The sequence below is a fragment of the Parasaccharibacter sp. TMW 2.1891 genome, assembly GCF_023337675.1.
Taxonomy (GTDB): domain Bacteria; phylum Pseudomonadota; class Alphaproteobacteria; order Acetobacterales; family Acetobacteraceae; genus Bombella; species Bombella apis.
The window spans coordinates 280,698-302,038 of the sequence record NZ_QORT01000002.1 but is presented as its reverse complement, the minus strand read 5'-3'; the positions used below and the strand labels follow the sequence as shown (position 1 = coordinate 302,038).

Here is a 21,341-nt window from a genome sequence, read left to right as displayed (position 1 = left end):
GACAGAAGCCGTCTGGCCATCAGAGCTCCACATGCCCGTTCTGGTCCGGACTTCCATCAGAAGATGCCCCGGACCCTCCATCACCATGAGACGCCTGACCATCCTGCCGGGGAAGCTCACGAGGGGACGAAGCAACCGGTTTTTCTGCCTGTTTCAGCTTCAGGAGCGGTTCAAAACCCGGTGGAGGATTGGAGAGAAGAATTCCGGCTTCCAGGAACCCCAGGAAAAGGCAGGCAGCAAACAGCCCCACCCCACGGCGCAGCACTTTCATGCGGCACCAGAAATAACCCGGCAAGAACAGCCACCACCAGAAAGAAGGAGGTTTCATCCCAGCCCGGGCCAAGGTCTGGCGGTCCTTTATCAGCGTCAGAAACAGGATGACGTAAATACAGACACCCGTTACCGGCCGGTCCGGCGTGACCGCCCAATGTGTCCGCTGCCCGACAACGAGAAGAAGAAGGTCAACCAGCCCGGGAACCAGCATCAACCAGGCCCAGACGGACGACACCGCTCCCGCCACTCCTTCGTCCCGTGTGGATGACCGCCCACCCACGGTGACAAACAGCCGCACACCGGCGGAAGGCGACACAAGCCCAGCCTTGCTGGCCGGACGCCACTCATTCCCGAAACCCGGATGCCAGACGAGGGTTTGCGGCCGAATATGACGATGAATGATCAGCCGCACCATCTCGCTCTGCGATACTGGCCCAACCTCCCGACCATCCCGTTCGTAATACCAGTGCATGAACCCTCTCCGGCCTCCTGTTCCCTGTTTCAGCCACGCTTCCTGAAGAAGAGGCGTCCGATCACCAGCCCAACAAGGGAAACGATCCCTAGGGCAACGAAAGGACGCTCCTGAATGAAAGCGGCTACAGCCTCCAGGCGGCTTTCATTGGCATCGTAGAGATCCGCAAATTCATGTTTGGCACGACCACCCAGCTGGTCAATCTTCCCACCGGCCTGCATGGCAGCATCACCAGAGATCGCACCGACCGTGTCCTTCAGCCGACCTTTAGCTTCCTGCACGAAACCCTCGGCCTTCATCGACGTTGTATCAACCATTCCATCGCTCCCAATCAGCGCCATGCATTTCCATGCACCGTTTCACCTGTGGGCCCCAGTGCACTGCATGACGGGGCCACCCCGCAGATATGTAACCCTCATGGATTTTCTTCAAGAGGGGGACAGCCGTCCTCCTCCCTCAGGAGGAAGGTATTTTTGTGACTGCCGAATGTTTAGGTGCAATTCTGGCCAAGCATCTTTAATATGCGCCGGACTTTCTGACATAATGTCGATGACGTGCATGTCATGCACCGTTTCCCCAGCCTACAGGAGTGCCCTGCGACCATGAGCGCCGCCCCAGCTTCAGAAACCCGGCAGCCCGGCAGGGGGAAAAAATGGTGGATCATCGGGGCTGCCCTGGTCGCCATCCTGCTTTTCCTTGTCCTGCGTCCTCATGCCGGTGGTGGGCAGACCACCATGGCCCATGGCGACGTCGCCCAGGCCGTAGCCGTGGAGGCTGCCCACCGGGCCGATGTGCCGGTCATTCTCCAGCTGCTCGGTACGGTTGTCCCCATCACCAACGTCACCATCACACCCCGTGTCAGCGGGCACATACTGGCGGTCTATTATCAGGAAGGGCAGCACGTCCACCGTGGGGATGAGCTGGAACTGATCGACCCCCGCCCCTATGAGGCCACGCTGCACCAGTACATGGGCACCCTGGCCGCCGACCGTGCGCAGCTGGCCAAGGCCCGTGTGGACAATGCCCGCTACCAGAAGCTGATAAAGCAGAACTCCACATCGGCCATGCTGGCACAGGACCAGGCCTTCACCGTCCAGCAGCTTGAAGGGCAGGTCGCTTTTGACGAGGCCAATGTCCGCAATGCCGCACTGAATGTCCTGTACTGTCACATCGTCGCCCCGGTGGATGGCCGGGTGGGTATCCGTGCCCTGGATGCCGGCAACTATGTCACGGTCGGGCAATCCGGCGGGCTGACAACCCTGACCCAGATGCAGCCCATTTCCGTCATCTTCACCCTGCCGCAGAACAGCCTGCCGGATGTGCAGGACCAGCTGAACAGCCATCCCAGCCTGACCGTAGAAGCCTGGAGCAGCGACAACACCCGCCGCCTCGCTACCGGGACGGTCAATGCGCTGGACAGCCAGATTGATACGGCTACGGGGACCGTACGCCTGCGCGGCATCTTCCCCAACGAAACGGAGCGGCTTTTCCCCAATGAGTTCGTCAATGCCCATCTCCTCGTCCAGACACTGAAAGACGCCCTCGTCGTGCCCGGCAATGCCATACAGACAGGCCCTGACGGTGCTTTTGTCTATGCCGTACAGCAGGACATGACCGTGGCCATCCGCCTCGTGAAGACAGGCTATAACGATGACCACCACACCGTCATTCTTTCCGGTCTCCAGGAAGGGGACCAGGTCGTGACAGATGGCGTCAACCATCTGCGCCCTGGCAGCAGGGTCACCATTGCTGCCGGGCCCGGTTCCTCCCCGAACCCTGCCACCACCCAACCGCACTGATGCCTGCAAGGATGCCCACGCCCCTTTCCTGCCCGCCGACCGGAAGCCCGAGCCCGTGAATCCCTCGCGCATCTTCATCGAACGTCCCGTTGCCACCAGCCTGCTCATGCTGGCCATCATGCTGGCCGGTGTGCTGGGGTACCACTTCCTGCCCATCTCGGCCCTGCCGGAAGTGGAATATCCCACCATCACGGTCTCCACCTTCTATCCCGGTGCCAGCCCGGACGTGATGAGCACCTCCATCACCGCCCCGCTGGAAACACAGCTGGGACAGATGGCCGGGCTGGACCAGATGACCTCACAGTCCTCCGGCGGCGCCTCCGTCATCACGTTGCGCTTCGGGCTGAACATGAAGATGGACATTGCCGAGCAGGAAGTGCAGGCCGCCATCAACAATGTCGGCTCCCTGCTGCCCAGCGACCTGCCTGCACCCCCCATCTATGCCAAGGTCAACCCGGCGGACACGCCTGTCATGACGCTGGGCATCACCTCCCGCATCATGCCGCTGCCGGAGGTGGAGGATTACGTCAACACACGGCTTGTCCAGAAGATCAGCCAGATTTCCGGCGTCGGGCTGGTGACGCTCTCTGGAGGCAACCGCAAAGCCTACCGGGTGCAGATCAATGTTCCAAAGCTGACCTCCTACGGCATTGCACTGGATACGGTCCGGACCATCATCGGCACAGTCAACGTCAACTCTCCAACAGGAACCTTCGATGGTCCCCAGCACGCCACCTCCCTGCGGATTGACGGGCAGATACAGTCTGTCGAACAGCTGATGGACCAGGTCATCGCCTATCAGAACAATGGGCCCATCCGCCTCCGTGATGTCGGGCGCGTGGTGGAGGGCGCAGAAAACAGCCAGCTTGCCGCCTGGGCCAACAGGACACCGGCTCTCATCCTCAACATCCAGCGGCAGCCCGGTGCCAATGTCATTGCCGTGGCGGACAATGTGCTGGCCATCCTCCCCCGCCTGAAACAGGAACTGCCACCGGGCATCGACATCATCCCCCTGACCGACCGCACGACCACCATCCGGGCGTCCGTCAAGGATGTGGGGTTCGAGCTTGTTCTGGCCATGCTGCTCGTCGTGGGGGTCATCTTCGTCTTTCTCTGCAATGTTCCGGCCACCATCATTCCGGGTCTCTCCGTCCCCCTCTCGCTGATCGGCACCCTGTCGGCGATGTACATGCTGGGCTTCTCGCTGGACAATCTGTCCCTCATGTCCCTCACCATCGCCTCCGGTTTTGTGGTGGATGATGCCATCGTGGTCATCGAGAACATTTCCCGCTTCGTGGAGGCTGGGGACGACCGCTACACTGCGGCCCTGAAGGGCGCAAAGGAAATCGGTTTCACCATCATCTCCCTGACCGTCTCCCTGATCGCCGTCCTCATTCCCCTGCTCTTCATGAGTGACGTGGTAGGCCGTCTCTTCCACGAATTCGCCATGACGCTGGCCATCACCATCACCATCTCGGCCCTGGTCTCCATCACGCTCGTGCCCATGATGTGCGCCCGGATGCTGAGCGAGCATGGCCCCACCAGACATGGCCATACCCGCCGTGAAGGTCGCCTGGCCATGTTCGCCCGAAAAACCGGCCAGATGATGGACTGGTGCATCCGCCATTATGACCATGCTCTCGGCATCGTCCTGCGGCACCAGCCCCTGACACTGCTCACCACGCTCGCCAGCCTCATCATTACCGGCCTGCTGGCCTGGTCCATCCCGAAAGGCTTTTTCCCCCCGCAGGATACGGGAGTGATCCAGGGTATTTCCATCATGCCAGCCAACATCTCTTTTGAAGGCATGAAGAAAAAGCAGGCCGAACTGGGAGCGCTCCTCCTCCAGAACCCGGATATTGTCAGCCTCTCCTCCTTCATCGGGATTGACGGCCAGAACATGACACTCAATTCCGGCCGTTTCCTCATCAATCTCAAGCCCAAAGAGATGCGGACCCACTCACTGGCAGAGATACAGGCCGGACTGGAAAAAGCCGCCACGGCCCTGCCGGGAGTTCACCTTTATACCCAACCCGTACAGGACCTCTCACTGGAATCATCCGTTTCGGCCATGCAGTACCAGTTCCTGCTGGAAACACCCGATTATGATGACTTCTCCCTCTGGGTGCCCCGCTTCCTTGATGCGCTGAAACATGAACCCTCTCTGGGAGGGGTCACCTCCGACCTTCAGGCGGATGGTCTGACCGCCATGCTGACGCTGGACCGGACCAACGGTGCCCGCTACTCCATCACCCCGCAGACGGTTGACAACCTGCTCTATGACAGTTTCGGCCAGCGGCAGGTGTCCACAATCTACACGCAGTCCAACCAGTACCGCGTGATTCTGGAGACGGACCCACGCTTCCAGAAACATGAAAGCAGCCTCTCCCAGCTCTATCTGCCCGGCATCTCTTCGGAGGCCGGAGGCAGCACGAGCGGCCCCAGCCGCCAGCCCACATCGGGACTGGTCCCGCTCCTCCAGGTCACGAGCCTTTCCCGCATCGTGTCTCCCCTGCTCATCACCCATTACGGGCAGTTCCCCGCCACGACGATCTCCTTCAATGTCGCACCGCATCATGCGCTGGGGGAGGCCACGACAGCCATTGACCATATCCGCCAGAAGATAGGCCTGCCCGCCACATTCCAGACAGCCTTCCAGGGGACAGCAGCCGCCTTCCGGAATTCCCTGACCAATGAGCTGGGGCTGGTCGTTGCTGCCATCGTGGCCGTTTATATCGTGCTGGGTGTGCTGTATGAGAGCTTCATCCACCCCGTGACGATCCTTTCGACCCTGCCCTCGGCGGCCATCGGTGCCCTGCTCGGGCTGTACGCATTCGGTATGCCGCTGGACATCATGGGCATCATCGGCATCGTGCTGCTCATCGGCATCGTGAAGAAGAACGCCATCATGATGATCGACTTCGCCCTCCAGGCCGAACGTCAGGACGGGCTGGCACCTCCCGAAGCCATACGCCAGGCCGCCCTGCTGCGCTTCCGCCCCATCCTCATGACAACCCTTGCTGCCCTCTTTGGGGCGCTGCCGTTACTTCTCAGTGTCGGGACAGGGGCGGAGCTGCGCCGCCCACTGGGCGTGGCCATCGTCTTCGGGCTGATGCTGTCCCAGCTTCTCACCCTTTTCACCACACCTGTCATCTATCTCTTCATGAACCAGTGCAGCCTGAGGGTGAAGCGCTTCTTCCGGACCTCAGCCGATGACAGCGGCCTGCCTGCCGATACACCGTGAGTCTGATCCGCCTCTTCGTCACCCGGCCTGTCGGCACCATCCTCATGACACTGGCCATGTTCCTTGCAGGCTGCATCGGCTATGTGAACCTGCCTGTCTCCGACCTGCCTGATGTCGATTTTCCGGTTGTCATGGTCATTGCCAACCAGCCGGGCGGGTCTCCCTCCGAAATCGCCAGCACGATTGCCGAACCACTGGAGCGCCACCTTGGCGCCATCGCTGGAATCCGGGAGATCACCTCCCAGTCCACCGTGAACCAGACCCGGATTCTTCTCCAGTTCGATCTGTCCCGGGACATTGACGGGGCTGCCCGGGATGTACAGTCCGCCCTGCGGGCCGCACGGCAGGACCTGCCCACCACCCTGCGCAACGACCCAAGCTACATGAAGGCCAACGCAAACGGGCCGCCCATCATGGTCCTTTCGTTGACTTCACCCACCCGCACGCCGCAGCAGCTCTATGATTTTGCCAACAATGTCATCATGCCCGGCCTCAGCCAGGTCGAAGGGGTAGGCAATGTGGACATCCATGGCAGTGCGCTGCCTGCTGTCCGGGTGGAAATCAACCCCCTGCGCCTCTTCCGTTACGGCATCGGCTTTGAGGACATCCGGGCCGCCCTGACCTCCGCCAACGCCCATACACCAAAGGGCTTCATAGAGCTTCAGGGGCAGCGCCTCATCCTTGCCACCAACGACCAGGCCACGAAAGCAGGTGCCTACCGGTCTCTCATCATTGCCTACCGCAACGGCCAGCCTGTGCGTCTCTCCGACGTGGCTGATGTCGTGGACAGTGCAGAGGACCTCCGACAGGCCGGTTATGTCAACGGTGAGCCGGACATCATCTGTACCGTCTATCCCCAGAGCGGGGCCAATGTCATCAGAACAACCGATGGACTGAAAGCCCGCCTGCCCCAGCTGCGCACGGCCCTGCCGGGCAATACGAAACTGGACCTCCAGCTGGACAGGTCCATCACCATCCGGGCCTCTCTGGCCGATACGCAGCGCACGCTCATCCTGTCCGTCATTCTGGTCGTGTTCGTGGTACTGCTCTTCCTGCGGGACGGTATTGCCGTCCTCATCCCGGCCATTACTGTTCCCGCCTCCATCGTCACCACATTCGCCCTGATGGATCTCCTTGGTTATCAGCTCGACATCATGTCGCTCATGGCCCTGACTATCGTGACCGGCTTTGTGGTGGATGATGCCATCGTCGTGCTGGAAAACATCACCCGCCACCGGGAAATGGGCAAGACAGCCCAGCAGGCTGCCATAGAAGGCACCGGAGAAGTCATTTTCACCGTCATTTCCATCACACTGTCGCTGATCGTCGTGTTTGTGCCCATCCTGCTCATGGAAGGGATATCCGGCCTGTTCTTCCACGAATTTGCCATGACGATCATTCTGGCACTCTGCGTCTCCATGCTGCTCTCCCTCAGCCTGACCCCCATGCTCGGGGCCCTGCTGCTCGCCCCGGGGGACAGATACCGCCCCAGTCTGGTCCGGCGAGGCCTGCGCTGGTGTGGGGCCAGACTGGATGATGGCTTCCGGATGCTGACAGCAGGCTACATGAGGTCACTCCATGCCATCATGCGCCATCCCGTACCCGTACTGCTCTCCCTGCCTCTCAGCCTGCTGCTGGCAGGCTGGCTCTTCGTCATCCTGCCGAAGGAACTGTTTCCCCAGCAGGATGAAAGCATGCTCATGGGACGGCTGGTAGCTGACCAGGACATTTCCTTCCATGCCTTGCAGGCCCTGACCATCCGGGTGGAAAAGCGGCTGGCAAAGGACCCGGATGTCGTCAGTGTCATTGGGGGGCCGGGCAAGCGTTCCGCCAACTCCGTGAATCTCTTCGTCACGCTGAAGCCAAAAGCCGAACGGAACGATGATATTTCCGCCACGGTCAGCCGGCTGAATCACATATTCCGACACAGGGCCGGTTTTTCCATCAGGTTGCGCCTGCCCAGCATGATCGGCGGGGGGGCACGATCAACAGACGGCGCTTATCAATACAGCCTTCAGGGCGACTCTGCGGAGGAGCTGTATCAATGGACACCCCGGGTCGTGACGGCGCTCTCCCACCTGTCCCTGCTCTCGGACGTGACCTCCGACGTGGAGGAAGGTGGCCGTGGCATCACGCTGGCCATCAACCGGGACATGGAGGCCCGCTACAGCATCACACCACAGCTTGTCAGCAACGCCCTGTACGACGCCTTTGGCCAGCGGGCTGCCTCCATCATCTATGAGCCCCTCAACCAGTACCGTGTCATCATGGAAGCTGCGCCCGTTTTCTGGGCCGATCCCGCTTTTCTGGAACAGATGCGTGTCAGTATTACAGGGGGAACGGCCAACGGGGCCTATGCGTCCAACAACATCCGTGTCCGGGCCAGCAGCCGCCCTGCCACCATGTCGCAGAGCCAGCTTTCCTATCTGAATTCCGTGGCCAATGCTCTGGCCGGTGGCCGGTCAGCCTCCAATGGTTCGGCTGTTACCACCAGCAGCGAAACCATGGTCCCCCTGCCATTGCTCGGACCGCTGAAAGCAGTCAATGCGCCGCTTGCTGTCAACCATCAAGGCCAATTTGTCGCCACGACCATCTCCTTCAATCTGGCACCGGGGGCCAGCCTGGGACCCGCCATACAGGCGGTGGAAGGCACCATGGTCCGCCTTCACCTTCCCCACACCATACAGGGGGGATTCACCGGCAACGCCGCCAGTCTGAAAAAATCCGTCAGCCGGGAGCCACTCCTGATCCTCACAGCACTGGTAGCCGTCTATGTCGTGCTGGGCATCCTGTATGAAAGCCTGATCCACCCACTCACGATTCTCTCCACACTGCCTTCTGCCGGTGTGGGGGCTCTGTTGACCGTTGATCTGTTCGGGCAGCCTTTTTCACTTCTGACCCTGATCGGCGTCATTCTGCTCATCGGCATCGTCAAGAAAAATGCCATCATGCTGATCGACTTTGCCACCCATGCCCGCCATCAGGGCAAGACGGCAGAGGAAGCCATTCTCACAGCCAGCCATCTGCGTTTCCGCCCTATCCTCATGACAACGGCAGCCGCTGCCCTCGGAGCTGTTCCACTGCTTGTCGGTGGTGATTATGGCAGTGAAATGCGCCAGCCCCTTGGCCTCGCCATCCTGGGGGGGCTCTGCCTCAGCCAGCTTCTGACACTCTATACGACACCACTTGTCTATCTATCACTCGACCGGCTGAGCCACAGGGTGCAGCGTTCACTCTTCAGGAAACATACATGACGTAATCTGCCCTCCGTATTGGAAAAACAAAAATCTCCTCCAATACGCCATGACAGATGTGATTGAATCATTCTCAGGAGAGAAAATTGCTTCAGAAAGACTGAAATACCTGATGGTTGTATGCATCGTATCTTATATATTCTTTTTTTGGATCAAACAGATGAAGAAATCATAAATTCAGCCATGCGTGGGGACCGACAGACCTGTGACGGAAGGAATAGGCATCCACATACAGACCTGTCATCACACCACATTCAGACAGGCTGAGCCTGTTAAAAATTCTACTGCACATCTTTTGCCATCCTGGCTCAGTCATGCAAAACATCACATCCTGCCTTTCTTTCCCCACAAGATACCGCTAGCACCTTACCGGGCTTCCCTCAGCTCGCTGATATTCTTTATTCCAAAAACGTAATAATGCTCATGAACGTGCCTCCATCTGATATAACACCTCCTCACACAACACATTACCTTATCTATCATCACGCCCGGATTTTCATGTCGCTTCCCTTTCGTGCCCTTCGCTCTGCCGTTCTGACAACAGGCCTGCTTGCTACACTGGGGGGCTGCATGGTCGGGCCGGATTATCACCGGCCAAAAGCGATCATCTCCTCACGCTTCAAAGAAGCCCCTCCACCTGAGGGCTGGACAAAAGCCAATCCGGCCATGAGCAACATGCCCAAGGGAAACTGGTGGACCGTTTTCAATGATCCCACGCTGAACGGACTGGAGGAGGAAGTCAGCCGTTCCAACCAGAGCCTGAAGCAGTATGAGGCGCAATACCGCAAAGCACGGGCCATGATCGACTCCGTGCGGGCCAGCCTTTTCCCTACCCTCAACGGCAAATTCGGCTTCAACCGCAATTCCAGCGGGGGCAGGACCATCAGCGGCCTGAATGCCGAACCCCATACCTTCGTCAACACCACCAACACCTGGACCATGGGGCCCAGTGCCAGCTGGACGATTGACGTCTGGGGCATGATCCGGCGGCAGATAGAACAGCAGGTCAGCTCGACACAGTCCAGCGCAGCCCTGCTGGCCAACATGCAGCTCTCCTACCAGCTGGAGTTGGCCACCGATTATATGAACCTGCGTTATCAGGACAGCCTGATTGACCTCTTCACACGCAATGTCGGCCTGTATCAGCATAATCTGGAGATTCTCAGCAACCAGCTGGCCGCCGGTGTCGCCGACCCCACCAGCGTGCTACAGGCCAAATACCAGCTGGAATCAACCCAGGCCAGTCTGGCCAACGCCCATGTGGCCCGTGCCCAATACGAGCATGCCATAGCCGTGCTGATCGGCCGTCCTCCGGCTGACCTGACCATTCCCCATGCACCGCTGCCCTTCACGCTGCCACCCATTCCACAGTTCCTCCCCTCCGACCTTTTGCAAAGGCGACCAGACATCGCCCAGGCCGAGCGGGAAATGGAAGGATACAATGCTGAAATCGGGTACGAGATCGGGGCCTTCTATCCGCAGATCACCCTGTCAGCCAGCTATGGCTACAGCGGAAATCCTATCCAGCATCTGATCCAGCTGGCAACACGCACATGGTCGCTCGGTGCAGCCGCCAGCGAGACCCTCTTCAATGGTGGGGCCCGTTCCGCTGCCGTACGGGAAGCCGAAGCCGACTACGACAACGCTGTTGCCAATTACAGACAGGTCGTGCTGAAGGCCCTGCAGGATACGGAGGACCAGCTCTCCAACCTGCATTATCTCGGCGACCAGATGACCTACCAGAATCAGGCTGTAGAGAGCGCACAGCGGGCCGTGGAAGTCTCCATGAACGAGTATCTGGCCGGAACACAGATATACACCACTGTCATCACGGCGCAGCAGACAGCCCTGCAATATGAAGAATCCCGCCTTCAGATACAGCAGCAGCGCCTCAACAGTGTCATCCGCCTCATCACCGATATTGGTGGCGGCTGGAGCACAGACCAACTACCCAGCAAGGATTCCCTCCAGACTGACAATCCCTTCCTGCCCAGCTTCATCCAGAAAGACAAAAACTGACCGCATCAAAAAAGGCGCCCTCTCCTCTGGGGAGAGAGACGCCTTTCCATGAGGACATGATTCTGTCCCGTGCCTTCAGGAAGGCTGCTGCTCCTGACAAGGCTTCTTCTTTCGGCCCAAAAGTATCCCTACGAAAAAAGCAAATCCAGTCCATCCCCAAGGATGGTCCATTACCAGATCCTCAATTACGTCCTGCACCATCCCCAGAATCGGGCTGCTTACGTCTTTCAGATTAGAACTCATGGCATTACCTGCTTTTCTATCGGGTACTCTTACCCCGTGAAAAAAGGCCGATGCCTGATGGCACCGACCTTTCCTTTATTCTCCCATTGGAGAAAAAGCTCAAGCAGCTTCCTGATCTTCTTTCTGAACAGGGCCGCTATCTTTGCCCTTGGCCTCGACATCACGCTCGACCAGCTCAATCACGGCCATGTCGGCATTGTCGCCATAGCGGACGCCAGCCTTCAGCACACGGCTGTAGCCACCTGCACGGCCTGCATAACGCTTGCTCAGCTCAGAGAAGAGCTTGGTGACGATGGCATCATCACGCAGCTGGGCAAAAGCCTGACGGCGTGCATGAAGTGTGCCACGCTTGCCCAGCGTGATCAGCTTCTCGACAACCGGGCGAAGCTCTTTGGCCTTCGGCAGAGTCGTGGAGATCTGCTCATGCTTGATGAGCGCAACAGCCATGTTGCGGAACATCGCAGCGCGATGAGTGGAGGTGACGCCAAGTTTACGTCCGCTCAGATTATGACGCATGTTGTTTCCCTAATCCTTCTACCCGAACTTCCCAGCCGGGGTTCTTAGAATGTCTCGTCGAGACGCCGGGCCAGATCCTCAATGCTCTCCGGCGGCCAGGCCGGGACATTCATCCCCAGCGAAAGCCCCATGCCTGTGAGCACTTCCTTGATCTCATTCAGCGACTTACGACCAAAATTCGGAGTCCGCAGCATTTCCTGCTCGCTCTTCTGCACGAGGTCGCCAATATACACAATATTGTCGTTCTTCAGGCAGTTTGCGCTACGCACGGAAAGCTCAAGCTCATCCACCTTACGCAGAAGGTGACGGCTGAACGGCAGATCATCCTGCGGCTCTTCATTCTGAACCGGACGCGGCTCATCGAAATTGATGAAGAGCTGAAGCTGATCCTGCATGATGCGGGCAGCCAGTGCCAGTGCGTCTTCCGGAGTGACGACTCCGTTTGTCTCGACACTCAGCAGCAGCTTGTCATAGTCGGTGACCTGTCCAACACGGGTCGGCTCCACCTTGTAAGACACACGCTGCACCGGCGAATAGATCGCATCAATGGGGATCAGCCCGATCGGTGCATCATCCGGACGGTTGGCAGAAGCAGGGACATAACCCTTGCCCATGTTCACCGTGAATTCCATGCCAAGCTTGACATCATCGTCAAGCGTGCAGATCACCAGCTCCGGATTCATGATCTCAATGTCATGGCCCGTCTGAATCTGCCCAGCCTTCACTTCTCCCGGCCCTGTTGCCGTGAGAACCATACGCTTCGGGCCCTCACCATGCATGCGCAAAGCAAGCTGCTTCACATTCAGCACGATGTCGGTCACATCCTCACGCACACCCGCAACGGATGAGAATTCGTGAAGGACCCCGTCAATCTGGATGGCCGTAACAGCAGCACCCTGAAGGGAGGAAAGAAGAATACGACGCAGGGCGTTGCCCATCGTCAGGCCAAAGCCACGCTCAAGCGGCTCTGCAACGATGGTTGCCATACGGGAAGGAACCGGGCCAGGCTCGACTTCAAGCTTCTCCGGTTTGATGAGAGACTGCCAATTTTTCTGGAGAACCAAGATCATGGCCTTTCAAACAACGAAGCCCGCCACAGGATGGCGGTGCCAGGCCCGCACTGTCGTGCGGTACGAACTCACCAAGGTCAATCTGGCTGCACCATCCATTCGTGACAGCCAGACCTACCAGATTTTTGCGTCCAGATCAGACGCGGCGACGCTTGCGCGGACGGCAACCGTTATGCGGCACCGGCGTCATGTCGCGGATGGATGTGATCGTGAACCCGACAGCCTGAAGGGCACGCAGAGCGCTCTCACGCCCTGAACCAGGACCGGAAACCTCAATCTCCAGCGTTTCCATGCCGTGCTCGCGGGCCTTGCGCCCTGCATCCTCGGCAGCAACCTGAGCTGCATACGGGGTGGACTTGCGGGAGCCCTTGAAACCCTGTGCGCCGGAGGAGGACCAGGCGATGGCGTTGCCCTGGGCATCAGCAATCGTGATCATCGTGTTGTTGAAGGTGGAAAGAACGTGAGCAACACCGGAAATGATGTTTTTACGTTCCTTCTTACGGATACGCGGTGCGGCAGCCTTGGCCATAGTATGCTTGTCCTATTAAATCTGCGATAGGGTGAAAGAAGCGGCGCCTATCAGCGCGTTGCCTTCTTCTTACCTGCAATGGCAACAGCCTTACCCTTGCGGGTACGGGCGTTGGTATGCGTACGCTGACCACGAACCGGCAGACCACGACGATGACGCAGGCCACGATAGCAGCCAAGGTCCATCAGACGCTTGATGTTCATCGCCGTCTCACGACGGAGATCACCCTCCACACGATAATCGCTATCGATCAGGTCACGAATCTTCGTCACCTCATCATCAGACAGCTCATTCACGCGCTTGGCATTGTCGATACCGAGCTTCTCACAGATAGCCTGTGCGCTCGAAGGACCAATGCCATAAACATAGCGCAGACCGATGACCACCCGCTTGTTGGTCGGAATGTTTACGCCGGCAATACGTGCCACGCCAATTCTCCCATCCACACGGCCCAAAGCCGTGTTTACAAAAATCTTTGTCTGACCGGACCATGGCCGCTCACCGGCGTCGGTCCCCAGAACGATTCCAGCCCCACCATCAGGGCCGTACGCTCACCTTATGCTGGGCGAATATACTGCCCTGCCAGACAAGTCAAACCATAAAGATCACTTTTTCGTGATCAGCTCATTCATTCAGGAGCCTGCCCGATCGAGAATGGCATCAATCGCCCTCCCGACTGTTTCGACATCCTGCATACCATCAATGCGGTTCAGACGACCGTTCTGCTCATAATAGGGCAGGATGGGGGCCGTCTGCTTCCGGTACATCTCCAGCCGGGCATGGATCACCTCAGGATGATCATCAGCCCTGCGAGAGCCATCTTCATGCTGCCGTTCAGACAGACGCTTCACCAGCGCTTCCTCACTGACCTCCAGAAGAATGACCGCATCAATCTTAAGCCCCTGCTCCTTCAGCATGGAGTCCAGAATCTCTGCCTGGCTTTCAGTCCTCGGGAAACCATCAAGGATGACACCCTTTCCACAGTCAGGCTGAGCGATACGGTTTTCAATCATCTGAACGATGATCGGATCAGGAACAAAATGCCCCTTCTCCATCAACGCCTTCACCTCCACACCAATCGGTGACTGCGCCTTCACCTCGGCACGAAGCATGTCCCCTGTTGAGATCTGCTTCATGCCCCGGCTGTCTTCAAGACGTTTTGCCTGTGTCCCTTTGCCCGCACCCGGCGGGCCAAGAAGAATGATGTTCACCGTAAGTTCCTTCTTTCCTTACCCGCCCGGCCACGGGCTCCCTTCCGGCCACGCTGCTTGCGGATGAGCCCCTGATACTGATGGGCCACCAGATGGGACTGGACCTGTGTGACCGTATCGATCGTCACGGAGACAATGATGATCAGACTGGTTCCCCCAAAATAGAACGGCACATTATATTTGTTGATCAGGAACTGCGGCAGCAGACAGACCAGCACCATGTAGGCGGCACCGATAGTCGTCAGCCTTGAGAGAATCCGGTCAAAATAACGGGCCGTATTCGCACCCGGCCGGATACCCGGTACAAAACCACCCTGCTTTCTCAAATTCTCAGCCGTCTCTTCTGGATTGAAGGTTACCGCAGCATAGAAATAGGAGAAAAAGACGATCATGAAGGCATAGAATGCCATGTAAAGTGGCTGCCCCTGGGAAAGCCACTGCCCGACATGCCCCAGAAATCCACCATTGTTATGCATGAAGCCTGACAGCGTTGCCGGCACCAGCAGAACGGATGATGCAAAGATCGGCGGGATGACCCCAGCTGTATTGACCTTCAGCGGCATGTGCGTGGAATCGCCACCATAAATGCGGTTACCCACCTGCCTCTTGGGATACTGGATCACGACACGCCGTTGTGCCTGCTCCATGAACACGATGAAGGCAATGACAGCCAGCGCCAGCAGCAGGAAAACCACGACAAAAACCGGAGACAGCGCGCCAGTACGTCCCAGCTCCAGCAGGCTCCCCAGCGCATGAGGCAGGTTGGCCACGATACCCGAGAAAATGATCAGGGAAATACCGTTCCCGATACCCCGGGAGGTTATCTGCTCACCCAGCCACATCAGGAACAGGGTTCCCGTTACCAGCATCACGACATAAGAGACGAGGAAAGTCGGACCCGGCGAGATGACAGCACTGAGCCCTGCCTGCGTATGCATGCTGCTCAGCCCCATGGCAAAGCCATAGGCCTGCACGATGGCGATCAGCACCGTCAGATAACGGGTATACTGGTTCAGTTTTTTGCGCCCACTCTCCCCTTCTTTCTTCAGCGCTTCCATGGAAGGCAAAGCCGTGGAAAGAAGCTGGATGATGATGGATGCACTGATGTAGGGCATGATGTTGAGAGCAAAAATGGTCATGCGCCCCAAAGCGCCACCCGTGAACATGTCAAACATGCCCAGGATGCCACCCTGCTGCTCCCCAACAAGCTGCCCCAGCACAGAGGCATCAATCCCCGGAACCGGGATGAATGTTCCCAGTCGATAAACAATCAACGCACCCAGCGTGAACCAGATCCGTTTTTTCAGCTCCGTCGCCTTCGCGAAGGCACCCATATTCAGGTTACCGGCCAGCTGTTCTGCGGCAGAAGCCATCTCCCCGTCCTTTCATGAAAACAGCGCCACCGCACATCGTACGGGACGCTGTTCACTAGTTCACCGTCGTCCCAGCAGGCTGGGCAGGACAGGCTCAGGCTTCAGCCTGAGCATCCTTCTTTGCGGCCAGAACCTTCACAGAGCCACCGGCCTTCTCCACTGCAGCCACAGCAGCAGCAGAGGCACCGGACACTTCAAAGTTCACGCCTTGAGACAGTTCACCTTTTGCCAGAAGACGCACACCAGCAACCTTGCGGCTACCGACCAGACCAGCCTGGTACAGTGCTTCTTCCGTCACAGGAGCAGAGGCGGAAAGCTTGCCAGCCTCCAGAGCCTTGCTCACTGCACCGATATTCACCGCAGCATATTCCTTGCGGAAAATGTTGACGAAGCCACGCTTCGGCATACGGCGATAGATCGGCAGCTGACCACCCTCAAAGCCATTGATGGCCACGCCGGAGCGTGCCTTCTGACCTTTGTGACCCTTTCCGGAGGTCTTACCCTTGCCGGAACCGATACCACGCCCGAGACGCTTCTTGTGATAGCGTGCCCCGGCGTTGTCGCGCAATTCATTCAGGTTCATATCAACCCTCCACCTTCACCAGGTGGGACACCTTGCGGATCATACCACGGACAGAAGGGGTATCCTCCAGCTCACGGCTGGAACCGATGCCACGCAGGCCCAGCCCCTTCACCGTTTCCGCCTGACCCGGTTTGGAACCGATCACAGAAGCGATCTGCGTCACCCGGATTGTCTTGCCTTTTGTCTCAGACATTGGCAGCCTCCGTCTCTGACTGCTCACGACGTCCGAACAGCTCGAATGTCTTCTTGCCACGGCGGGCCGCAACCTGACGCGGGCTGCTTGCACGCTCAAGAGCGTTGAAAGCAGCTTTGATCATGTTGTGCGGGTTCCGGGTCCCGAGGCTCTTGGCAACAACGTCGCTGATGCCCAGGCTCTCGAAGACAGCACGGATCGGACCACCAGCGATGATCCCCGTACCAGCCTCAGCTGCACGAACGACAACCTCACCAGCACCGAAATGGCCCACTGCATCATGATGCAGAGTCCGGCCTTCTTTCATCGGTACACGGATCATGTTGCGACGGGCGCGCTCGGTTGCCTTACGAATGGCTTCCGGCACCTCACGGGCCTTACCAGCACCATAACCGACACGCCCCTTCTGGTCGCCAACAACGACCAGAGCCGCGAAGGCGAAACGCCGACCACCCTTAACAACCTTGGCGACACGGTTGATGGTTACCAGCTTGTCAACCAGCTCATCACCCTGCTCGCGCTCACGACCACCACGGCCGCCTTCTCTTGGCTCACGTGCCATGTGTGATCCTCCTTAGAAAGACAGCCCGCCCTCACGGGCAGCCTCTGCCAGGGCTTTCACCCGGCCATGATAGAGATAGGAGCCACGGTCGAACACGACTTCCTTGACCCCAGCCTTGACAGCGCGCTCGGCAACGAGCTTACCAATAACGGTAGCTGCTGCGATATTCGCACCCGTTTTACCGGCTTCACGAACACTCTTCTCAAGCGTAGAGGCGCTGGCCAGCGTAATTCCACGGGCATCGTCGATGACCTGGACGTGGATATTCTTGCTGGAACGGAAGACCGACAAACGCGGCCGGCCGCCGCTCTTGCGACGAAGCTGGAAACGCAGCCGCTTGCGGCGGCGTTCCTGCAATCCTTGCAGCGATGCCATTACTTCTTCTTACCTTCTTTCTGACGCAGAACTTCGGTCTCATACCGGACACCCTTGCCCTTGTAAGGCTCGGGCTTGCGGAAGCTGCGGATATCCAGAGCTACCTGACCAACGCGCTGCTTGTCGTTACCTTCAACCAGAATGGCTGTCGGGCGGGGCGTCGTGATTTTCACATCGGACGGGATCGGATAGATCACATCGTGAGAGAAACCGAGGTTCATGACCAGATTGGAACCCTGAACAGCAGCACGGAAACCCGTACCCTGGATCTCAAGCCCCTTCTGGAAGCCCTCAGAGACACCTTTGATCATGTTGGCGAACACCGCACGGGATGTCCCCCACATCGTCCAGCTCTTGTTGGTACGACCACCCAGCGGAGACACGGTAACCTTGCCGTCGGCAATCTTCACATCAACATGAGAAGATACCGGCACGCTAAGCTCACCACGTTTACCCTTGACGCAGAACATACCGTCCTTGACAGCTGCTTCCACGCCTGCGGGGAGGTCAATAGGATATTTACCTACGCGAGACATATTCCCTCCTTAGAAGACGCGGCAGAGGATCTCGCCACCAACATTGGCAGCCCGAGCCTCGACGTCTGAAAGAACACCGCGCGGCGTGGAGAGGATGGAAACACCCAGACCAGCATAAACACGCGGCAGCTCTTTGATTTTGGAGTACACACGGCGACCCGGACGGGACACGCGATGAATCTCGCGGATCACCGGCTGACCATCTGTGTACTTCAGCTCGATACGGAACTGGGAAATGCCCTTGCGGACTTCCTCGGTCGTGTAACCGCGGATATATCCTTCGCGTTTCAGTGCTTCAAGAACACTGGCACGCAGCTTGGACGCCGGAGCAACGCAGGCAGCATGGCGGGCACGCTGAGCGTTACGGACCCGGGTGAGCATATCACCCAAAGGATCAGACATAGACATTCAGACTACCCTTTTACCAGCTGGACTTGACCATGCCGGGGATCTGCCCCGTAGAAGCAAGGTCACGCAGAGCAATACGGCACAGTTCAAACTTGCGGTAGTTCCCACGGGGACGACCGGTCAGTTTGCAACGCAGGCGCACACGGGTCTGGGACCCATTACGCGGCAGCTTGGCCAGTTTAAGTGTCGCTTCGAAGCGCTCCTCCATGGAGAGAGAGCGGTTCTTGATAGTATTTTTGAGAGCGGTCCGCTTTTCAAGGTCACGCTGCGCCATGGCAGCACGACGATTATTACGGTTCACCGCAGAGACTTTCGCCATCTCGAATCTTCTCCCGGAACCTGTCAGGCCTATCCCGACGGTTTTCCAATCACCGGACTTGTAACGGAAACTCCCCCCTCATGTGAAGGGGGAAAGTCCATTTTCCCGTGATTGATACGAAAAATTGTCGCTCAGGACACGAACGGCAGATCAAATGCCTTCAGAAGAGCCTTCGCTTCTTCATCAGTTTTTGCCGTTGTCACAAAGATGATGTCCATACCACGGATGGCATCAACCCTGTCATAATCAATTTCCGGGAACACGATCTGCTCTTTCAGACCCATGGCAAAATTGCCACGGCCATCAAAGCCCTTGTTCGCCGGAAGACCGCGGAAGTCACGGATACGCGGCATGGCGATCGTCACCAGACGATCCAGGAACTCGTACATGCGAGCCTTGCGCAGCGTTACCTTACAACCGATCGGCAGCCCTTCACGAATACGGAAGCCCGCAACAGCCTTGCGTGCCACAGTCTTGACCGGCTTCTGACCAGAGATCAGAGCCATCTCTTCAACAGCGGCATCCAGCTTCTTCTGGTCAGCAGCAGCCTCACCGACCCCCATGTTCAGGACAATTTTCTCCAGTTTGGGGATCTGCATGTCGCTCTTATACCCGAACTGCTCACGCAGCTTGGCGCGGAGCTTGTCCTGATATTCCTGCTGCAGACGGGGCAGAACGGCACTCTTGTTATCGCTCATCGTTCGCTCCTCAGCCTTCGATCACTTCACCGGTCACCTTGGCAACACGGACCTTGCGACCATCTTCCAGAACACGGAAACCAACACGGGTCGGCTTACCACTCTTCGGGTCGATCAGCTTCAGATTGGACAGATGAACAGGCATCTCACGCTCGATGATGCCGCCACCCTCGCCCATACGGTTCGGCTTGGAGTGGCGCTTGGCAACAGCCACGCCACGCACCACAGCCTTTTCCACCTTCGGCAGAACGGAAAGGACTTCCCCACGCACACCGCGGGAACGCCCTGTCAGGACCAGAACCTGATCACCTTTTTTGATACGTGCAGCCATTACAGCACCTCCGGAGCCAGGGAGATGATCTTCATGAACTTGCGGGCACGCAGCTCACGAACAACCGGGCCAAAAATACGCGTACCAATCGGCTCCTGCTGCTTGTTCAGCAGGACAGCAGCGTTCCGGTCAAAGCGGATGGCGGAGCCATCTGCACGACGCACCGGGTAAGATGTGCGAACGATGACAGCCTGATGGACGTCACCCTTCTTCACCTTCCCGCGGGGAATTGCTTCCTTGACGGATACGACAATGATGTCGCCGACCGAGGCGGTCTTCCTCTTGGAGCCACCCAGCACTTTGATGCACTGCACCCGACGTGCACCGGAGTTGTCAGCTACGTCAAGGTTGGTCTCGGGATGAATCATGTGTCTACCCCCTTATGCGCCGACAGAAGTCGAAGCGGCCTCGGCAACATCGACTCCATTACGGGAAACGACCGTCCACGTCTTACGCTTGGAGAGAGGTGCGCACTCAACGATGCGGACCACATCACCAACCTTGCATGCATTGGCGCCATCATGCGCTGCATACTTCTTGGAACGGCGGATAAACTTTTTATAGAGCGGATGCATGACACGACGATCAACAAGAACGGTCACCGTCTTGTCCATCTTGTCACTTGTCACCCGCCCTGTCAGGACGCGCCTGGGCATCGTCCGTCTCCTCTCAGGACTTGGCGGCGGACGTTTTTGCGCCCGCACGGTTCTTCGACTGGTTCAGCAGTGTCTTGATGCGGGCGACAGCACGACGCACGATCCTGACACGGCTGGTGTTCTCGGACTGGCCTGTAGCCGCAGAGAAACGCTGGTTGATCTGCTCACGCTTCAGATCCAGCAGGAGAGCCTTGAGCTCATCCTCGCTCTTTGCGCGCAGCTCGGCAACCTTATAGGTCGTCTCAGCCATTCTCAAGCCTCCCCGATACGCTGAATGAACTTGGTCTTGATCGGCAGCTTTGCAGCCGCCAGGCTAAGAGCCAAGCGAGCAACCTCCGGCGGCACCCCTTCAATTTCGAAGAGGATACGACCCGGCTTCACACGGGCTGCCCAGTACTCGGGGTTACCTTTACCGGAACCCATACGCACTTCTGCCGGCTTTGTCGAGACCGGAGTGTCAGGAAAAATACGAATCCAGACACGTCCGGCACGCTTCATGGCACGCGTGATGGCACGACGGGATGCCTCGATCTGACGAGCCGTGATACGCTCAGGCTCCAGAGCCTTCAGACCATACGCACCGAAATTCAGCTGCGTACCGCCCTTGGCCATCCCATGAATGCGGCCCTTGTGGGCCTTACGAAACTTTGTCCGCTTTGGAGAAAGCATGATTTTCT

25 protein-coding genes are annotated in these 21,341 nt (G+C 58.1%); 4 read left to right on the top strand and 21 right to left on the bottom strand.

The genetic code is table 11. The features are described from left to right. Positions 1-19 precede the first annotated feature (19 nt). Both DTJ15_RS06870 and DTJ15_RS06865 read right to left on the bottom strand, forming a co-directional pair. Entirely contained in the window at positions 20-745 is a 726-nt protein-coding gene (locus DTJ15_RS06870; RefSeq protein WP_249109694.1) for a DUF4339 domain-containing protein, read from the bottom strand. A gap of 29 nt (positions 746-774) precedes the next feature. Beyond that, the gene (locus DTJ15_RS06865) at positions 775-1,086 is read right to left on the bottom strand and encodes a CsbD family protein (RefSeq protein ID WP_227449673.1); all 312 of its coding nucleotides are present in this window, start codon (positions 1,084-1,086) and stop codon (positions 775-777) included. Positions 1,087-1,347: 261 nt separating this feature from the next. On the opposite strand from DTJ15_RS06865, the gene DTJ15_RS06860 reads away from it, so the two are divergent. The 4 genes from DTJ15_RS06860 to DTJ15_RS06845 all read left to right on the top strand — a co-directional run bounded on the left by DTJ15_RS06860 (position 1,348) and on the right by DTJ15_RS06845 (position 11,061). Next, on the top strand, positions 1,348-2,544 hold the full coding sequence (locus DTJ15_RS06860) for an efflux RND transporter periplasmic adaptor subunit (RefSeq protein WP_103765216.1): 1,197 nt from the start codon (positions 1,348-1,350) through the stop codon (positions 2,542-2,544). Between the two features lie 55 nt (positions 2,545-2,599). Further along, positions 2,600-5,788: an efflux RND transporter permease subunit gene (locus DTJ15_RS06855; protein ID WP_086431355.1), complete on the top strand. Its 3,189-nt coding sequence runs from the start codon at positions 2,600-2,602 to the stop codon at positions 5,786-5,788. Next, complete coding sequence (locus tag DTJ15_RS06850; RefSeq protein ID WP_249109693.1) at positions 5,785-9,042, top strand: efflux RND transporter permease subunit; 3,258 nt, start codon at positions 5,785-5,787, stop codon at positions 9,040-9,042. Before DTJ15_RS06855 ends, DTJ15_RS06850 begins: the two co-directional genes overlap by 4 nt. A 498-nt stretch (positions 9,043-9,540) precedes the next feature. After that, the gene (locus tag DTJ15_RS06845) at positions 9,541-11,061 is read left to right on the top strand and encodes an efflux transporter outer membrane subunit (protein WP_043558323.1); all 1,521 of its coding nucleotides are present in this window, start codon (positions 9,541-9,543) and stop codon (positions 11,059-11,061) included. A gap of 342 nt (positions 11,062-11,403) precedes the next feature. On the opposite strand, the gene rplQ is transcribed toward DTJ15_RS06845, so the two are convergent. The 19 genes from rplQ to rplP form a co-directional block, all read right to left on the bottom strand. Further along, positions 11,404-11,820: a 50S ribosomal protein L17 gene (gene rplQ, locus DTJ15_RS06840; protein ID WP_043557864.1), complete on the bottom strand. Its 417-nt coding sequence runs from the start codon at positions 11,818-11,820 to the stop codon at positions 11,404-11,406. Positions 11,821-11,864: 44 nt separating this feature from the next. Beyond that, on the bottom strand, positions 11,865-12,884 hold the full coding sequence (locus DTJ15_RS06835) for a DNA-directed RNA polymerase subunit alpha (protein WP_043558320.1): 1,020 nt from the start codon (positions 12,882-12,884) through the stop codon (positions 11,865-11,867). A 142-nt stretch (positions 12,885-13,026) separates the two neighbouring features. After that, on the bottom strand, positions 13,027-13,419 hold the full coding sequence (gene rpsK / locus DTJ15_RS06830) for a 30S ribosomal protein S11 (RefSeq protein ID WP_043557862.1): 393 nt from the start codon (positions 13,417-13,419) through the stop codon (positions 13,027-13,029). A gap of 50 nt (positions 13,420-13,469) precedes the next feature. Next, positions 13,470-13,847, bottom strand: a complete 378-nt coding sequence (rpsM, locus tag DTJ15_RS06825) for a 30S ribosomal protein S13 (protein ID WP_043558318.1) — start codon at positions 13,845-13,847, stop codon at positions 13,470-13,472. Between the two features lie 204 nt (positions 13,848-14,051). Beyond that, positions 14,052-14,630: an adenylate kinase gene (locus DTJ15_RS06820; RefSeq protein ID WP_043557861.1), complete on the bottom strand. Its 579-nt coding sequence runs from the start codon at positions 14,628-14,630 to the stop codon at positions 14,052-14,054. Next, positions 14,627-16,003: a preprotein translocase subunit SecY gene (gene secY / locus DTJ15_RS06815; RefSeq protein WP_043557860.1), complete on the bottom strand. Its 1,377-nt coding sequence runs from the start codon at positions 16,001-16,003 to the stop codon at positions 14,627-14,629. Before secY ends, DTJ15_RS06820 begins: the two co-directional genes overlap by 4 nt. A 94-nt stretch (positions 16,004-16,097) precedes the next feature. Beyond that, the gene (gene rplO, locus DTJ15_RS06810) at positions 16,098-16,586 is read right to left on the bottom strand and encodes a 50S ribosomal protein L15 (protein ID WP_043557858.1); all 489 of its coding nucleotides are present in this window, start codon (positions 16,584-16,586) and stop codon (positions 16,098-16,100) included. Position 16,587: 1 nt separating this feature from the next. Then, positions 16,588-16,779, bottom strand: a complete 192-nt coding sequence (gene rpmD, locus DTJ15_RS06805) for a 50S ribosomal protein L30 (protein WP_043557856.1) — start codon at positions 16,777-16,779, stop codon at positions 16,588-16,590. Further along, a complete protein-coding gene (gene rpsE, locus DTJ15_RS06800) occupies positions 16,772-17,341 on the bottom strand; it encodes a 30S ribosomal protein S5 (RefSeq protein WP_043557855.1) in 570 nt (189 codons plus the stop codon). The genes rpmD and rpsE overlap by 8 nt, the downstream gene beginning before the upstream one ends. Before the next feature lie 12 nt (positions 17,342-17,353). Continuing rightward, positions 17,354-17,716: a 50S ribosomal protein L18 gene (rplR, locus tag DTJ15_RS06795; RefSeq protein WP_043557853.1), complete on the bottom strand. Its 363-nt coding sequence runs from the start codon at positions 17,714-17,716 to the stop codon at positions 17,354-17,356. Continuing rightward, on the bottom strand, positions 17,716-18,252 hold the full coding sequence (rplF, locus tag DTJ15_RS06790) for a 50S ribosomal protein L6 (protein ID WP_043557852.1): 537 nt from the start codon (positions 18,250-18,252) through the stop codon (positions 17,716-17,718). The genes rplR and rplF overlap by 1 nt, the downstream gene beginning before the upstream one ends. Before the next feature lie 9 nt (positions 18,253-18,261). Next, positions 18,262-18,660 carry a 30S ribosomal protein S8 gene (gene rpsH, locus DTJ15_RS06785; protein ID WP_043557850.1) on the bottom strand — a complete coding sequence of 133 codons (399 nt, stop codon included), beginning with the start codon at positions 18,658-18,660 and terminating at the stop codon, positions 18,262-18,264. A gap of 13 nt (positions 18,661-18,673) precedes the next feature. Then, positions 18,674-18,979, bottom strand: coding sequence for a 30S ribosomal protein S14 (gene rpsN / locus DTJ15_RS06780; RefSeq protein ID WP_043557849.1), 306 nt, complete (start codon positions 18,977-18,979; stop codon positions 18,674-18,676). A gap of 131 nt (positions 18,980-19,110) precedes the next feature. Continuing rightward, entirely contained in the window at positions 19,111-19,677 is a 567-nt protein-coding gene (gene rplE / locus DTJ15_RS06775; RefSeq protein ID WP_043557848.1) for a 50S ribosomal protein L5, read from the bottom strand. A gap of 10 nt (positions 19,678-19,687) precedes the next feature. Then, the gene (rplX, locus tag DTJ15_RS06770) at positions 19,688-20,008 is read right to left on the bottom strand and encodes a 50S ribosomal protein L24 (protein WP_081562857.1); all 321 of its coding nucleotides are present in this window, start codon (positions 20,006-20,008) and stop codon (positions 19,688-19,690) included. Next, the gene (gene rplN, locus DTJ15_RS06765; RefSeq protein ID WP_043557844.1) at positions 20,008-20,376 is read right to left on the bottom strand and encodes a 50S ribosomal protein L14; all 369 of its coding nucleotides are present in this window, start codon (positions 20,374-20,376) and stop codon (positions 20,008-20,010) included. The genes rplX and rplN overlap by 1 nt, the downstream gene beginning before the upstream one ends. 12 nt (positions 20,377-20,388) lie before the next feature. Beyond that, complete coding sequence (gene rpsQ / locus DTJ15_RS06760; RefSeq protein ID WP_043557843.1) at positions 20,389-20,664, bottom strand: 30S ribosomal protein S17; 276 nt, start codon at positions 20,662-20,664, stop codon at positions 20,389-20,391. 13 nt (positions 20,665-20,677) lie between these two features. Continuing rightward, the gene (gene rpmC, locus DTJ15_RS06755; RefSeq protein ID WP_043557842.1) at positions 20,678-20,914 is read right to left on the bottom strand and encodes a 50S ribosomal protein L29; all 237 of its coding nucleotides are present in this window, start codon (positions 20,912-20,914) and stop codon (positions 20,678-20,680) included. A gap of 2 nt (positions 20,915-20,916) precedes the next feature. Next, on the bottom strand, positions 20,917-21,333 hold the full coding sequence (gene rplP / locus DTJ15_RS06750; protein ID WP_043557840.1) for a 50S ribosomal protein L16: 417 nt from the start codon (positions 21,331-21,333) through the stop codon (positions 20,917-20,919). Positions 21,334-21,341: the final 8 nt, after the last annotated feature.